General features: G+C 35.1%; 16 protein-coding genes. 10 read left to right on the top strand and 6 right to left on the bottom strand.

Translation table 11 applies throughout. The features are described from left to right. Positions 1 to 15 precede the first annotated feature (15 nt). Positions 16 to 474: a GNAT family N-acetyltransferase gene (locus tag ACRPLY_RS05215; protein ID WP_033578571.1), complete on the top strand. Its 459-nt coding sequence runs from the start codon at positions 16 to 18 to the stop codon at positions 472 to 474. Positions 475 to 908: 434 nt separating this feature from the next. Continuing rightward, on the top strand, positions 909 to 1,142 hold the full coding sequence (locus ACRPLY_RS05210) for a hypothetical protein (protein WP_099330817.1): 234 nt from the start codon (positions 909 to 911) through the stop codon (positions 1,140 to 1,142). A 137-nt stretch (positions 1,143 to 1,279) separates the two neighbouring features. Here ACRPLY_RS05210 and ACRPLY_RS05205 read toward each other — a convergent pair whose 3' ends face one another. Next, the gene (locus ACRPLY_RS05205; protein WP_165573360.1) at positions 1,280 to 2,572 is read right to left on the bottom strand and encodes a VTT domain-containing protein; all 1,293 of its coding nucleotides are present in this window, start codon (positions 2,570 to 2,572) and stop codon (positions 1,280 to 1,282) included. Between the two features lie 472 nt (positions 2,573 to 3,044). Here ACRPLY_RS05205 and ACRPLY_RS05200 point away from each other — a divergent pair, with 472 nt between their 5' ends. From ACRPLY_RS05200 to ACRPLY_RS05185, 4 genes are all read left to right on the top strand, one after another. Continuing rightward, positions 3,045 to 4,247 (top strand): MGDG synthase family glycosyltransferase, encoded by a 1,203-nt coding sequence (locus ACRPLY_RS05200; RefSeq protein WP_367077329.1) that lies wholly within the window; start codon positions 3,045 to 3,047, stop codon positions 4,245 to 4,247. A 1-nt stretch (position 4,248) separates the two neighbouring features. Continuing rightward, complete coding sequence (locus tag ACRPLY_RS05195; protein WP_098999984.1) at positions 4,249 to 4,947, top strand: polysaccharide deacetylase family protein; 699 nt, start codon at positions 4,249 to 4,251, stop codon at positions 4,945 to 4,947. Positions 4,948 to 5,254: 307 nt separating this feature from the next. After that, on the top strand, positions 5,255 to 5,377 hold the full coding sequence (locus tag ACRPLY_RS05190) for a hypothetical protein (RefSeq protein WP_255293454.1): 123 nt from the start codon (positions 5,255 to 5,257) through the stop codon (positions 5,375 to 5,377). A gap of 694 nt (positions 5,378 to 6,071) precedes the next feature. Then, a complete protein-coding gene (locus ACRPLY_RS05185; protein ID WP_223546499.1) occupies positions 6,072 to 6,284 on the top strand; it encodes a hypothetical protein in 213 nt (70 codons plus the stop codon). Between the two features lie 9 nt (positions 6,285 to 6,293). On the opposite strand, the gene ACRPLY_RS05180 is transcribed toward ACRPLY_RS05185, so the two are convergent. The 4 genes from ACRPLY_RS05180 to ACRPLY_RS05165 all read right to left on the bottom strand — a co-directional run bounded on the left by ACRPLY_RS05180 (position 6,294) and on the right by ACRPLY_RS05165 (position 11,521). Beyond that, entirely contained in the window at positions 6,294 to 7,397 is a 1,104-nt protein-coding gene (locus tag ACRPLY_RS05180; RefSeq protein ID WP_432231639.1) for a GerAB/ArcD/ProY family transporter, read from the bottom strand. Positions 7,398 to 7,416: 19 nt separating this feature from the next. Beyond that, the gene (locus ACRPLY_RS05175; RefSeq protein ID WP_098999981.1) at positions 7,417 to 8,610 is read right to left on the bottom strand and encodes a Ger(x)C family spore germination protein; all 1,194 of its coding nucleotides are present in this window, start codon (positions 8,608 to 8,610) and stop codon (positions 7,417 to 7,419) included. A 30-nt stretch (positions 8,611 to 8,640) separates the two neighbouring features. Continuing rightward, entirely contained in the window at positions 8,641 to 10,143 is a 1,503-nt protein-coding gene (locus ACRPLY_RS05170) for a spore germination protein (protein WP_098113371.1), read from the bottom strand. Positions 10,144 to 10,627: 484 nt separating this feature from the next. Then, entirely contained in the window at positions 10,628 to 11,521 is an 894-nt protein-coding gene (locus ACRPLY_RS05165; RefSeq protein WP_367077327.1) for an AraC family transcriptional regulator, read from the bottom strand. A 192-nt stretch (positions 11,522 to 11,713) separates the two neighbouring features. On the opposite strand from ACRPLY_RS05165, the gene ACRPLY_RS05160 reads away from it, so the two are divergent. The 4 genes from ACRPLY_RS05160 (at position 11,714) to ACRPLY_RS05145 (ending at position 14,346) form a co-directional block, all read left to right on the top strand. Next, positions 11,714 to 12,301 (top strand): NDxxF motif lipoprotein, encoded by a 588-nt coding sequence (locus tag ACRPLY_RS05160; protein WP_325077851.1) that lies wholly within the window; start codon positions 11,714 to 11,716, stop codon positions 12,299 to 12,301. 163 nt (positions 12,302 to 12,464) lie between these two features. Next, positions 12,465 to 12,953 (top strand): DUF6518 family protein, encoded by a 489-nt coding sequence (locus ACRPLY_RS05155; protein ID WP_367077326.1) that lies wholly within the window; start codon positions 12,465 to 12,467, stop codon positions 12,951 to 12,953. Between the two features lie 518 nt (positions 12,954 to 13,471). Next, positions 13,472 to 13,654: a hypothetical protein gene (locus tag ACRPLY_RS05150; protein WP_325077853.1), complete on the top strand. Its 183-nt coding sequence runs from the start codon at positions 13,472 to 13,474 to the stop codon at positions 13,652 to 13,654. A 293-nt stretch (positions 13,655 to 13,947) separates the two neighbouring features. Beyond that, a complete protein-coding gene (locus tag ACRPLY_RS05145) occupies positions 13,948 to 14,346 on the top strand; it encodes a hypothetical protein (protein ID WP_034327810.1) in 399 nt (132 codons plus the stop codon). Positions 14,347 to 14,456: 110 nt separating this feature from the next. Here ACRPLY_RS05145 and ACRPLY_RS05140 read toward each other — a convergent pair whose 3' ends face one another. Continuing rightward, entirely contained in the window at positions 14,457 to 15,971 is a 1,515-nt protein-coding gene (locus ACRPLY_RS05140; RefSeq protein WP_325077855.1) for an arylsulfotransferase family protein, read from the bottom strand. Between the last annotated feature and the right edge of the window lie 297 nt (positions 15,972 to 16,268).

Genomic DNA, 16,268 nt, shown 5'->3' with positions numbered 1-16,268 from the left:
AGAGGAGCCCTTGTCATGCGAATTATTAATATTAGAGAACAGGTAGAGTACAAAGACAAAGCTATTGAATATACTCAGCGTAAGTGGGCGAGTAAAGAGAATTTAAAGCTTTACGAAGACTGTATTATACATAGCTTAAACACAAATAGTTGTCTTCCAGTCTGGTACCTGTTAGAAGACGAAGGAGGAATTATCGGCTGCGCAGGGCTTATCACCAACGATTTTATAAGTCGAATGGATTTATGGCCCTGGGTGTGTTCTCTTTACATTGAAGAAAGTTATCGAGGTAAATCCTTAGGTGAGCAACTTCTTTTAAAGCTGAAAGAAGATACGAAAAATGCCGGATTTGATAATCTTTATTTATGCACCGACTACGTTGGATACTATGAAAAGTATGACTTTTCATATATAGGCGATGGTTATCATCCGTGGGGGAGTAGTTCAAGAATCTATAGGGCTAATTTAATAGGTTAACTATCAATTTTTTTATAAAATGTTTTTAGCTGTTTCAATCAGTGAATAGCGGGTATAAGTTGATTATACAAGCGTAGCCCCCCCAGGAACATGCATGTATATTTCTTTTTCTTACTTACCCTGTTGAATCCTCTTTTTCATGGAGGATTCTTTTTTTATGTCTAAAAGAAGACTTCTCAGACTATATACATCAAACACCTTAAACATCCCTTATGTATTTTATACTCACTGAATCTAGGTCACGTTACAAGATGAAAGAGATTCAGAGGTCTCATGGGACTGTGGATAAATGTAAGAAACCTTGCAGAAATACTAAAGACAGGTATAGCCAAATTTTTATTTTATAAAATATTTTTATACTTTTACGCGCTTTGCTTATGCCAATTTTTGCTTTTTTTATAGTGTGTACTATAAATGTATAAGGAGGTGAAATTATGCCAAGACGTCGTAGTGGAGATCGTCGTACATCTCAATCTCGCTCTATAGTAGATAATTTTCGAAGAGGAGATAAAATTCAAGTTTTTTCTGCTGGGAGACAGCTTGATGGAAATGGTACGTTTATTCGAGCAGAAGGCGGATTCTTAGTATGGGAAGATAATTCAGGTAATAGAAATACAACTAGTTTAGAAAGTATCAGCGTTCGCAGATTAAGAAAACGTAATTTCTAATAATTTGGACAGGCTCTGATTTTATATAAATAAAAAAACACTTTCAAGCTGATAACTGGGTATGGAGTACCGAACAATCACTTGGAGGTGTTTTTTCTCATGGGAAACATCACAAATAAATTTTTTTACAGTATCACTTATAGATTAATACCTTTCATAAGACGGAAGGTTTCAAGAAGTAAAACGTTTAACCCTAGCCATACTCCTCCAAATACATATCCTGCTGCAATGTCGCTGGGATATTGGATACTCAGATACAAACGACTAATCGCAATAAGCAATAAAATAAGAATGGCCGCTATTGGTGCTAATGTAGGAATCCATAACCTTTTAGAGTGTCGAACCAGCATAAATACAGCAAACCCATAAATAACAAAAGCCATTAAAGACTGCTCGCTTGGAAAGGTGTATGAAAGCTGTTCTATCAACGATTTTCTAATAGGGGAGAAATGGTGGAACATTCGTCTCAGGCTTTCTTCGTATAGTTCTCCGCCGCCTGCAGCAACTACCAGAGATAACAATTCAATTTTTTTATCTCTGCCTTTCCATAAAATCCATACAAGTGTAAAGAAAATCAATGCTACCAGAACTTTCCTAGATCCTAGCATGAAAAATACCCGCATTGGTACATTCCAATCTTTATTAAAAAGGGCTGTTATTAATAAACTCGTTAATTTGTTAAAATCCCCAAACTCGTTTGCGATAAAGTCTTGCGTCATTCCAATCATAAGCAGAATAAATCCTAATGTAACTAATGCTGTAAATATAAAAACAAGACCTGCCCGTTTCCGCGTATGAAATACGTTTACTATCCACTTGAGGCAATTAACTGCTATCTTTTTAATCGTTACTTTGAACTTTTTATAAATGTAAATAGCAACGAACAAACATACAGCTACAATCATCCCAATGACAAAATACTTCTTGATAGCATGATGAAACTGTTCCCACTGAGGTCCTAATAACTTTCCTAGAGTAATAAATGTGGTGACCCAAAGAAATGAGCCACTATAGGCGTACAGTGCATACGTACGAAAGGGAAGCCGAGTAATTCCTGAAAAATATCCTGTAATATGTCTAATAACCGGGAGGAAATAAGCAATAATCAACAGCTTGTTTCCATGTACACTAAACCATTTTGACATTCTTTCAATTCGCTCTGGCCCCATATGAAGGGCTTTTCCGTATTTATCAAAAAAAGGAGTCCCTAACTTATAGCCTACCCCGTAAGCTATGGTCATTCCAACCATACTCCCCATACCAGCCACCAGGATACTTCCCACCCAGCTTAAATGTCCTTGAAAAGCAAGAACCCCAGCGTAGCCCATGAGCAGCTCCCCTGGAAGAGGAAGAGCAAGAAGTTCCAGCATCAATGCCAGAAACAGCACGATATATCCGTATTGATTTATATAAGATGTGATAAAATCCATGGTTTGTCCTTCTTTCATAATATGTATTTGCCTAAAGCACGGCGAATAACTCAAATATGCTTGGATTTGATTGAAAATAAGAGGAGGGAAAAGGTTAATTTCACCTTTGCTTTTTTTAATGTAGCACTATTTATTAAAAAAACTGGATTTTTCATTAATTTTTAATGTTATTTTTAGCCTATTTTTAATTACAAAACGTAGACTGAAAATGTGCTATTTGAAAGCTCAACTTAAGACTGTTTGTTTTTCTAATAAATAGTGTAAGGAGTTCCCAAACAATCTATGTAACGAAAAAAAAGAAAAGATGCACTACCAAAAAGGCTAAATACCCGGTATTGATTTTTTATCATGCTTACTCTTTTATCAGCAGAGCAATTATTTAATCGCCTAAACAAAAGAACAAAAAGATGTGCTGAAAAGTCTCAGTTTTACCCCATAGCAAAAGCATACAAACTACAAGGAGGGAAAAATCATGAATAATCGTGAACAGGATAAATACTTAATTCTTTCCGCTACGTTTGGAGAAGGACATAAACAAGTGGCAAATGCGATAAGTGAAGCAGTAAGTAATATGGTTGCTGATGCTGAGCCTATTACCATTGACATTATGGAGTGGGTTCATCCCAACCTTTATCCAATCAGCCATTATATTTATAAAAAAGGAATTAAGAAGTTTCCACAAGTGTATAGCTTTTTGTATGAAAAAACTCGTGTGAAAAGTTCTTTTTCTGTTAAGTTAAATTCGATCTTTTTGTCAGGAATGCAAACCGTGCTTAAAATCATACAGGAAATAAAACCGAAAGTAGTGGTTAGTACCTACCCATTTGCTGCAGGAATTATATCGAAATTAAAAGAGCAAGGGTTAATTGATATTCCAGCGGTAACCATCATCACAGATTATACGGATCATTCTTATTGGATTCATCGCTCTACAGATCAATATGTGGTAGGGTCTGCGCGATTGCGTGATCAATTAATTGCGTTAGGGGTAGAGGCAGATAAAATTAAAAACACTGGAATACCTGTACGGAAAAGATTTATAGATGTTCTTCCAAAGGATCTTCTCTTAGATAAATATATGATCAATCCAAATATGTTCACCTTGCTTATCATGGGAGGGGGCGACGGATTTTTTGGAAAAGGGATTTCAACCTTTAAGGCCTTAGAGTCCATCTCTACACCGATTCAACTTTTTATAGTATGCGGTAAAAACAAGAAGTTAAAAACACAATTAGAGTGGGAATTAAAAGACTCAAAGCATGACGTGAGAATTTTGGGATATTGTGAAAAGGTTGAAGAATTAATGGCTATTTCAGATTTAATGATCAGCAAGCCGGGGGGAGTGACAACCTCTGAGGCAATGGCGATGGGTTTACCAATACTGCTTTATCATTCGTTACCAGGACAAGAAGAAGACAATGCAGAGTATTTATGTCGTTCAGGATTCGCACTTTCTGTAAAAACAGAAGAAGAGTTGATTGCGCGGGTCGAAAATCTGGTCCACGATTCAGCACCTTTAAGCTGGATGAAACAAAGAATGAAAAAATACCAAACTAAAACATCATCCATAGACGCTCTCCGTGTCATTGTCGGAGAAGCAAGACGCGGTTCATTACTCAACGCAACAAGTGGTAGAACGATACAAAAGCAAGAAGAGATAGAGGTGAGTATATAGTATGGGCTTTATGATTTCTGCTATTATTTTTTTTATTTTGTTATACACCGTTATTCCGTATTTCCTATCACGTAGCCTAGGAGTGAACGTAATTAAAAGAGGAAGGGATTTATCCAAAATTGCTTTTACGTTTGATGATGGTCCGAATCCTGTTTATACCCCGATACTTCTTGATTTACTGAAGAAAAATGAAGTGAAGGCAACCTTTTTTGTGGTTGGTACCAAAGCAGAAAAGTATCCTGAACTAATTCAGCGCATGCATAATGAAGGCCACTTAATTGGAATTCATAACTACGCACATCACTCCAACTGGTTTATGTCGCCTTGGAAAGTTCGAAAAGGACTTAAGAATACAGCCAAGGTAATTAAATCTATCACTGGAGTCACACCTATTTATTATCGCCCGCCTTGGGGAATGCTCAACCTTTTCGATTTTATTAGAAGAGGTAAATATAAGATTATTCTATGGTCAATCATGGCGGAAGATTGGCGAACCTCTGGCGGAAGCGAAAAGATTAAACAACGCCTAGCCAATATAAAAGGCGGGGACGTCATTTTGCTGCACGACTGCGGAGATACGCTCGGGGCGGAATCTGAAGCTCCGAGAAACACAATTAATGCGTTAAGAGATGTATTAAAAACAGTGAAAACAAAAGGATTCACTTGTGTCCGTGTTGATGAATTGGTAGAGAAGCTATAGGTAGTAAGAGAACTATCTTTATTAAATTAAAACTTGCGAATTACATTTTAATTCTTGTCATTACCGTAACTAAATATCTTATCTGTTATAAAAAAGAACCTCTATTTTAAAGAGGTTCTTTTTTATGGTCAGTAAAAATATATGGTAATATAATCATATATTGGCTATATTTATAATTTCGTGATTTTTAAATTCTGTGTTGAATCAGCAGTCAATTTAAACGATATCTATGAAAGTAGGGTAGTTCTTGAAAAAAGTTATTTTGAAATTCTTTGTATATTTTTTAATTTTCTTCGGAGGAAACTTAATGATTAATATTCTGTTTACCTCTAATTCTGATCTTTTAACAGCATTTTCAACCGCTTTTGGAGTTTCTTTTGGAATTGCTATCTTTGGGTATTGTACACATAAAAGAGGCAAGGAAGCATAAGATGCTGTGTTTTTGACCCACTACATAAAAGATTTTATGAGAAACGTAAATATCATAGTATTAAATTATAAAAATGTTGAGGTTTGAGATGGAGAATTTGTTGAATTACATTTATTTTTTTATGGCCATTTTAATTGGCTTGTACTTTTTTATCACCAATAAACACTCTAGAAAGCCACTATTCATGTTGTTACTATCGATGCTTTTATTTTATAGCAGCGCGTATTCTTTTTACTATAAGACTTATCCAATTAACTTACTCAGTACATTATCCATACTTGTGTTTTGGTGGATCATTCTTTTATTACTAAGAGAGATTTATTCTAGAGAAGAAAATATTTTCTGGAGTCTTTGTTTAATCTATGTAGCGCTATACCACTTATTGCACTACGTTTTTGATTCATTGGCTCAAAAGAATGTTTGGTATGGATTTATCTTTTATGTTTATACAAATGTAGGATTACTTCTGCTTGGCTTGTACTATTTCTCAAGAGTTTATAAAAATAGAACCGTGCATTAGAATGAACAAAGCTCCTTGGAAATCATTGTCCACAATTCTTGTTATGTAAGGTTTTTATAACAGATTGCTTTGCAGAAGATCAATTATTTAATAAATAGTATTAAATCTCATGGACGCCTTGTATATTTTTATAGTATTTACCGCAATTTAAAAGAAAAAGGTGAGGCTGATATAATGGCTAAAATAATTCCATCCTTATGTATTACGTTGGGTGCTTATGTTCTTATTGCGTTCATTGACGCTTTTCAGGGAAACTATATGTTTCAATCGCTTTATAATATAAAACAATATTTTATAATTGCACGTGGGGAAGATTATTTTTTGATTATTTTATTTGCTTTGTTGTTCGTTACTGTTAGCATTTTTCCTGTGTTAAAAAAACAATAGCCTCCCTTGTCATGAAAGGGCAGGCTTTATTTTTTGTTTTATATATGCTGTAATCAGCAATAAGATGGGAATTGCTATATGAAAAGGGAGGTGCAATAAATAAGGAACAATTTTGAGTCCTTCATTTATATGAGCTTGGTAACTAGGAGCAATCATCAGTGAGGAGAAAAAAATAACACCGCCAATTAAATAAATGTTTGTAACAGAAGATTTCATTCGAAACAAATCAGCCGCGCCAATCACTGCACAAAAGAAATAGATGGTTATTTTAACAAAACCTAAAATGACCATGAGAATAAGAATAAAGGTATCCAGCCTTTGAATAAAACTAGCTATGTTAATGTAACTCACAGCTGTAAGAGCCGGGAAAGAGGATCTTAAAACAGTCTCTGGTCCGAGTACACACAAAAGAATAATCGAATTAAGGGTTAAGACAATTCCTCCTGTTATAATGGCGGATAGTCCAATTGCTGCAGCCTGACTTTTTTTATTCAAATAAGGAAGAATCATAGTAAAGGTAATCAATTCCCCGAAAGGCACAGTAATACCAAGAGGGACTAACTCTTTCCCTATGTTTCCCCATCCATTTGCTAATACGGGTTGAAGGTTTTCCACCTTGATATAGCCTCCTACTACATACAAAACATTTAATATAAAAAGAGTCAGTAAAATAACAACAAAACATAAGCATGTAACTCGTGCGAATGCTTCTATTCCTAAGTGAATACTATAAATTAACACAAAGGTCATACATATGCCCAGCGTAATAATCGATGTAACATAGTAAGAAGAACTAATTAGTAATTCTTCAAAATCACGTAGTACTCTAGAAGCAATATAAACAAAATATATAATATAGCAAAAGCTAATAGCACCGCCTACGTATTTACCCCAGATTTTAATGAGATAGCCAGTCAAAGGCATATTAGGGTATCTCTTATATAAGGAGATATAGACTAAATACAGTACACACCCAAAAAAAGTAGCCAAAAGGGGGACTATCCATGCATCTTGCCTAGCAGCCTTTCCTATATCTAAAAGTAACGTACTGCCCAATATAAAGATAAACATCATACAAAATAATTGAAATCCATCGATTTTTATTTTAGTCAACGCTTTTTCAGCTCCTCATCTAATTTACCTCATAAGGATTTGTACGCATTCCGGTATTTACAATACTGACGTTCACATTCATCGATACCTTCGCACTTGAAAATAGATTCTTCCAATTCTGTTTATGCTGACGCCAATAACTAGGGTTGGTTCGAGATAAGCTATCACCAAAGCCAAATATATCTGCCTTTTCTTTTTGTGCGATGGTAATAGTCTTTGTAATTTCCTTTTGCAGTTCATTTTGGACTTCTTTTTCCAACTCTTTTAAGACCTTAGGGTTGCTTAAATCTTTCTGGCATGATGTTTCCGTAATTTCTCCCATCACATTCAAATCTGTATGAATAAAAGGTTGTCCATGGCGGATTTTTGTCTTTATTTGACTTTTTATTCCGGTCGTCGTAACTGTGATATTCTCATTTATATTACAAGGGAAAACAAGGGCGGTGCTCTTCACTTTAGACGTAGCAAGTTGAACAGATCGAGCTTCATCCCCATCCAGCCATCGAACTAATTTCCCTTTTCTAAACATAGCTAATCCTTTTACCTGCATAGCGCTTGGGCTGGTATTCTCTAAATTGCCTGCTTCTTCTGACTTCTGAGAGGGTTTGTTAATGGTGATTCCAGGAAGAGATAGGTCTTTTCCCTCACTCAAAAGCATAGAAATAACTTCATATGCTTGTACATTACTAACTATTCCGTACATTTTTTGATTGTTCTGGGTTGTACTTAGGATACTTTTGACTGGAGTAACCTCGAAAGGTTCAATCACACCAAGCAATTTCTCAGCAGTTCCATCACGTGCAATAAAAACTGGAATACTTGTACGAGCTTGCTTGCCTCGATCCAAGGCATCAAATAATGAGCTAAGGTCATTTCTTGCTAACTTTTCACCTACAACGATAAGCGAAAGATGAGAAGTAATATGTTCTCTTGGGATGACGACAGAAGCTTTTTTTAATGCTTCCACTAACGTTTTGGCCGTTACTGTATAGTTAATGACAGGAAGACCTTGTCCTCCCGACGAACTGCCTTGTGACAAACCACTTGGGTTAATGACCTGATAGGTTACTTTATAAGGTTGTTCCAAATTTTCATTCTTATCAATTCCCAATCCTATAATAACTCCTATTTGGTTTAATTCTCGGTAATTCGAACATCCTGAAACGCATAAACAAATGGCAGCGATCCATAAAAGCGAAAGATAAGTTTTCATTTTCTATCCTCATTCATCTTTATATGACGTCTATTTATTTTGATGTTTTTTCAACAGAGATGGTAAAGAGAATCGAACTAAAGTATCCTTTTGCTTTTTAAAATCAAAGGGAGCAAAAGGTGAAAAGTAGGGGATACCGAAAGATCTTAGACTACTTATATGAAGCCATATACATAAGGTCATAAGCAAAATTCCATATAAGCCAATAAATGCTGAAATTAGAATCAAGATAAACCGAAAACCACGGGCCGCATTGACAATGCTAGTAGATGGCAGTGTAAAATTGCTGATGGCAGAAATAGCAACAATGATCACAACAGCCGCCGATACAAAACCTGCTTCTACAGCTGCTTGTCCTAAAATCAGCGCTCCTACAATGGAGACTGCTGGTCCGATTGCTCTAGGCATTCGGATTCCTGCTTCTCGCAACATCTCAAAAGCTAACTCCATCACTACCATTTCTACAATTGCTGGAAAAGGAACTCTTTCTCTTTGCGCCATTAAGCTGACCATTAATGTGTTTGGAATAAGCCCCTGATGATGCGTAATCAATGCTAAATAGATAGCGGACGCATACATAGACAGAAAAAAAGAACCAAATCTTAGTATCCTTAAAAAGGAAGCAATATAATAATTTTGATAATAATCTTCGGGAGACTGAAAAAATTGAGAAAAAATAGCAGGTGCAATTAATACAAAAGGTGTTCCTTGTACAATAATAGCAATTCGACCTTCTAATAAATTTCCTACAACGGCATCAGGTCGTTCCGTATTTAATAGAAGTGGAAAAATAGTCGTCCTATCATCCCGGATAAATTCCTCAATATAGTTCGACTCGAGGACCCCATCTACCTTAATCTCTTTTAAACGTTCTTTGACTTCCTCTACAATACGTTCATCTGCATTCCCTTGAATATACATGATCCCTATATCTGTTTGGGTTACGCTTCCAATTTTCATGCTGTCTAAGCGTAAATTAGAATCCTGAATTCTAGCTCTTATCAAGGATGTATTAGTCCTTAAATTCTCTGTAAAACTATCTTTAGGTCCTCTAACAACAGTTTGGCTGGTTGGTTCTGTTACTGCGCGGGACTGAAGTTTTTTTGTATTACCAATGAAAATTCTAGAACTTCCATTCAGTAGTATGACTGTATCACCAGTTAAAACGGCTGACATAAATTCATGCCAATTCTCTTTAATAGTCAATTGAGATACAGTTAACATCTGGGGTATTTGTGCTTCTGTCTCTTTGGCGGTCACTACTTGGTTACTTTCCTTAAGCCACTGAATAAGAGGAGTCATGATATTCTCATTTATAATGTTTTCATCTGCTAATCCGTCAAGGTGAATAACGGCTGCTTTTAACGTGTTTTGATACGGAGACTCAACCATTCGAACCAATACATCGGAGCTATTTCCTAATTCGTTCAATAGTCTCTCTATATTTTTATTTACATCATCATATAAGGGAGTTGCTGAACAATCTGTTGTCTTTTCTTTATTAGAGCTTTTCAGAAGATATCTTTGTCGCACGTTTTACCACCTTTTATATGAGTGAATATTTGTTATACAACGAGTAACGTTATCATTCCTATAAAATGTAAAAAATATGCACGTGAGGAAAATACATAAAATAAAGTGATAGTAAATGTATCTAATTTTGTTTTCTTTTTTGTCGTATTAGTTGAATGTCAAAATAAAGCCGAGGATTCTTTAGAGTTTTTAGAAGAAGATCAAAGCGGGTTAGCTAGTATTACCTTATATCTATTGTTTTAAGAATTAAGTAATTGGAGAGAAAAGCACATCGTATTTCTCTGTATATCTGATGTTTTTATTGCCGATATCGTACATTATGATAACTAAAAATGAAGGGAATATTCAAATTGGCTGATTCCAAAATTCCCAATGCAAAAGAATAAAAAGCCCGCTCTTAAATTTAATTAATTAGAGATTGGGCTTTTGTATAGGAATATGTTCAATATTATAAGTGAATTTCTACTTGCAATGCTTTTCTTTTTTATGCCTTAACGATCTGTTTTTTCACAGGAATGTAGATGTCGATCTCTTTGTTTTCTGAACCATAGCATCTCTTATCATACAGTTCAAACTCCATTGATCCGTAGTGCTCATAACCCGATTCAGGGAACCATTCTGTAAAAACATAATTCCACGTGGACTGAATGGAAGAAGTAAAAGATTCTTCATTTGATTTTGGTGTAGTAAATACGGCATATTCTAGTTCAGGGAAGCTTTTGTAAACTGTTTCTTCAGGTGCTGGAGTGTCTTTCTCAACTTCCATACCAATTACATAAACAAACTCACCCGTTTCAGGATTAAAGTCAGTGCAAATACCAAGCTCCACGTTTTTGTTTATGGGATGGGGTATTCTAGAGCCTAATCCATTTTGCATGTACTGTTGCCAAAATTCAGGAATGTCTTTATTATTCTGGCCACCCTCGTTCTTTGTTTTTAGCTCATATCCAATGACATAAAAAGCAGGTTTAGTGACTAGTTTTGGTTCCATCTTATTTCCTCCTGACAAAATTGCAGTATTTAGGTAGGCTTTTCCTCGCAGCGGTCCAGATATTCTTCTTGCGTTACGGTATTGTTTCGGTGAAACATCATAAAATTTTTTGAACGCTCTGTTAAAAGACTCTTGATAGTGGAAACCAACATCAAGTGCGATATCAATGACTTTTTCATCTGTGAAAAATAAGCGTTCTGCTGCGCGTGTAAGTCTTCGTTTTCTCACATAATCCATCACTGATTCTCCAACCATGGCTTGGAAGACACGGTGATAATGAAAAGGAGAAAAACAAGCAATTTCTGCTAACTTTTCTAAAGTAATTTGTGTCTCCAAATTCTCCTCAATGTAATCTAGCGTTCTCTGTATACAAGTTACATAATTCATTTACATTCACCTACCTTACGTTCACTATAACAGCAAACAAATCTTTGTTCTTAACATTTTTTGCTATATTCATTTAGATGAGGATATTTTTGTAATATACGCCTCTAGATGTATAGTCCTAAGAGAATTTTAATGTTAAAATTTTCTATGTAAATTAATGGGACTAATACATTGTTAAAGGGAGCGTTTGAATTGAAGAAACTTTGTTTTAGCTTAATAATTATTTTTTTATTAGGCGCTTGTTCTTATCAGGAAAGTACAAAAGAAGCTAGTGAAAAAATTGTATTACCAACTTCCATATTTAGTTCATCGAAAAATAATGCTGTAATTGATGAAAAGGAAATGAAAGAAAGTATAAAGACATACTTAGATACTAGCGAAGATTTATCCAATATCAGTGACCAATTTGAAGAAATTATGGATTCTGATCAACAGCTAACTAAAGCTGAAGCGAAAAAACTCGAACAACTAAACGATCTGGTAAAAGAAAATGATCGTAACTTTTCCACCTATATCTCACACAATACTCTACCCGAAGGATATAAAAAAGAGTCAGAGAGAATTAGCCGCTTTATTACGGGTTCTAATCAAATTTTGGATGAACTGGATCAAGCAATCGATGACATGGTTGAGCGTATGAGCGAAGGAGATTTTTCTGAAACAGAAATTGAGTCAATTATGAATAAAAATGAAGGTGTAAATGGAAGGGAACAGAAAAAAATAGAGAATTTTCTAGATGACAAAAATATTGATACAAAAGCTTTTGGACGAAAGAGTTAAAACAATTTAATAGGTTTGTTTTGGTTAGGGGGAGTTTACTATTGGAATAGTTAAGTCTACAAACAAACTTGCATTTTCTATTATCTATTTAGTCTTCGGTACAGCTTTGGGGATAGCAGCCAAATATTTAGATACTGTTGCAGGTGTTGATGGAAGTTGGTGGATGAACATCATACCATATTTTGGATATTTGTGTTCAAGGACAGGTATTTGGGTACTGATTGCTACTCTTATAGCCGCGTATAGTAAAACCCAAATTAGTGCGGCTCTTAATACATTCGCGTTCTTTATAGGAATGCTAACAGGCTATTATATATATTCCGCTTTTTTATTTGGATTTTTTCCAACCAGTTATTTTTTACTGTGGGGAAGTATCGCACTAGCGTCTCCGTTTCTAGCAGCTATTGTATGGATCGCTAAAAATAATTTACGTCTAGCTTGGATATTACCAGCGTTGCCTATGGGGTTATTGTTAAGTCTTTCTTTAGCGGTTGGAATATTTTATATACATATAAACTATATTGAAGAATTCATTATGTATGCTGTTTTATGCGTAGTCTTTTACAAAACTCCAAAGCAGCTAGCGGCAACAATTGCTGTTTCGTTTATTATTTCGTTTGTTATCAAACAAGTGAGTCCATTTCACTTTTGATTGTTCTGAAAAGAACTATTTTTTTAATTCTTTATTCAATAGCATAATGAACTTCTTTTGCACCTTCTCGTTACGAATCATTCTAAAGACACGGAAGCTACTGTGTAGATAAGATCGCACTCGTCTATTCCCAAAAAGTAGTGCATAGTATTCCTTGTTATCATAAACGTTTTTGAACCAGTGCTGCTGTTTTAGCAATAAAATATGTTTGTTAATTTTTCGAGTATTTAAAGGCCTAGGAGTATCAACAATAGGACCTAAGCTTGATAAAAAATCAGATAAAAAATCAGTCATTTATACATCTCACCTTATCGTCTATGTATTATCTATTATAACTGTATTTAAGTATTTTTATAGCTTAAATGAGCTTTTATAGTTTTGATATCTGCACTACTGATAAAAACGATTCTGATAACTAACTATAAATACAATCCATAATGGTTTTTACATATATATTCTTTAAAATACAGTAATTAGGAAACTTTTAGAGAAGTAATTCGTATAAAAGGTAGGAGGTGATGGATATTAACACTGAAAAACGTCTGGATGAAATTGAAAGAAAATTAGATGATTTACATAATAAGATAAGTAATCAAGAAAATAGAGCAAAGTATAAACCTATCTTTATAGTTGTACTCATTCTATCTGCAATTCTCATATTTTTTGTGCTGATAGGTGTTGTAAGTTTTTTCACAGGTTAATTTTTTTACTAGTCTCTCAGAATTATTTCTGGGAGACCTTTCATTTTTTCAACTAACGGCAATTTGTTTTGTGTAGAATATGCCTGAGGATAAAAGGGGATAAAATTATAATGGAAAGTGAAAAGAAACGTTCCGCATTTAGCGCATCTTTCAAAATCTACGAACAGTTTTTAAAAAAGATCTTACATATGTTCTTTGCTAGATAATATCTTACGGCAAGTTGACTAAGGATATATTTCAATAAAATATAAGTTAGTAAAAATGACATTATGCTGTTTACATGGAGGACGAGGATGAGAAAGTTTTGTATTGCTTTATTTAGTCTTTTCTTTTTTGTTTCATTAGTTGGATGTCAAAGTAAAGCTGGGGATCCTTTAGAGTTTTCAGGTGAAACTCAAAGCTGGTCAGCTACTATTACGTTATATCCCGTTGAAAATAGTAAAGAAACAGCTCAAATTAACTTAAATTATCTAGGTGGTAAGGTAGAAAACGTAGGGGATTTTGGAATTAATTTAGACACTTCAAATAATCAAAATGGAATTGCAGTGAGAGACGCAAGGTTAAATGAAGAAGGGAATTTTAAAGAGAAAGTAAAGGTTGACGCTAGTGAAGGTATAATGAAATCTAAACATTTGATTTTAACTGTTAAATGGAATGACAAATCAGAAGATGTTGTTTTAAAAGGTAAGTAATTCGAGAGAAAAAGCACCCCATACTCATCTATATCAAGTATTCCCCCAGGTCTTCAGAGTAGGGGCACTATACGAACATTTTTAAAAATCTAATAGAGGATTATTAATGCTCACTTTCGTCTATTTCGTCTTATTTTCACGTAAGTAGTTGGTGATGTACCAATGACGTTCCCGCATGAATCTAATGCTTTGACTTGAAAATAGGGACCACCTGCCTCAGCATGAATATCTGTTTCAAATCCAGTACGAGGGGTACTAAATACCACTACTGACAATTTAAAAGGTGTTGGTCCCGCCAGCACCTGCCAAGCGACTGTTTCTGTTGAACCATTCCATGATGCGTAAACTGTAGCTTCACCGTCGGGCAATAAGTCTACAGTTATGCTAGGCGGATAAAGTGGGAGACCTACCCACTTATTTTTAAAGGCTCGATACGAAAGATTCTGATTTGGATACTGCATATCATATAACAAATTAAATGAAGGGTTTCTCCGTGTATTGCCAACGTTCCTAAATTCCGAAAGGTACGGTTCTTGTCCCCACCCAATGAGTTGATTTCCATTGGAAAGCTTTTGCGCATTTCCTTGACTTGGAACATATAAAGCGGGGTCATGATAATATGTTCGATTTACATTTGCAACCTTGTGTTTATAATCTAAGTGAAGAATTAAACCACGCGCTTGCCCTTGAGGTGGAGAATCAGGAGAAGCACAGCAGGCATTGTCAAACAAGCTTATCCTGTTTTCGGACCTGTAGCGCGCATCATGCTGCCAAGAAAATTTAGCGTTCGGTCCAAGCTTAAAATCACTTTGCTTTCCACCAAGTTGCCAAATTACCTTTCCCGTTTCTTTGTCAATATTATAAATAGCCCACATACTACGCATGCTCACTAAAAGTGTATTGTTTGGACCTTCTTCGACTGAATTTACGTGGTAACAATCCCATATATTATTAGAGCTTGTTGCGGATGAAGCAGGTACCATCGAATCAGCTGGATTAATACGTTTAAGTACATCCCAAAAGAAAAGAAGCTCTCCCGTCTCAATGTCTACTTCTTGAATAGAGTAATTACTAAAATACCCGTTTAAGGGTCCTCCATACTTAGATAAATCTGCAGGTACTTGTTTTACCGCCGTAAATAAAGCCGTATTCCGTTTGGTGATTGTAAACTCGTGCAAATCAGAGGTAAACCCTTTTTTAGCAAATAACTTTTTAATGACCTCATAATGCTGATTGATAATTTGAAAATAAGCACCAGGCTCAGGTTCACCTACTGGAAGGTTAGGGTTTGAAGTTTGAGTGCCTGAAATTGTCCCTTGCCACATCGTAAGAACAGGGTTCCCGCAGTATATTTGTACTCGAAAGTCTGTATTTTGGATATACCTACTAGCAAGCGGTCTAAACCACACTGGATTACCCGTCTGATCCATAATTAGTGCGCCAGTCTGTCCAATCATCGCTGCTCCATATACCGTATAAGGTGCAACAAATAATAGGCCGGGAGCTGTTCCAGGCTTATTAGTATTAATGGTAACCTTCATGGGATGTAAATTAGGAGCTGAAACAAAATTCCATACTTGCGGGTTTGGATGATCAGTGGATGATTGTGAATTAAAATTATCCATTCTCACTCTCATCTCCTCTAACTTTTATTAGTAAACACTGTCTCTTGAGCTATTAATATGTCATTCGCTTCAAAATATGTACATACATTTTAGGTTTACTGGTGTCTTTTGTTTATTTGAAACGGTTATATGTAAGGTAGATAAAATAAATATAAAAAACGAGCTCTTAGCAGATAAGAGCTCGTTTTTCTTGTTCATATACGATTATATATTATCAATACAGCAATACTTTAATTGTGTTTAAAGTTGAAAACCATGCAAAAGAAAAGCAAATTTTTGTGTATATATTATTCGTCA

This window comes from Priestia sp. TGN 0903, from assembly GCF_050846855.1.
GTDB classification, from domain to species: domain Bacteria; phylum Bacillota; class Bacilli; order Bacillales; family Bacillaceae_H; genus Priestia; species Priestia zanthoxyli.
The sequence above is the reverse complement of the archived record's forward strand: the minus strand, read 5'-3'. Positions and strand labels throughout refer to the sequence as shown.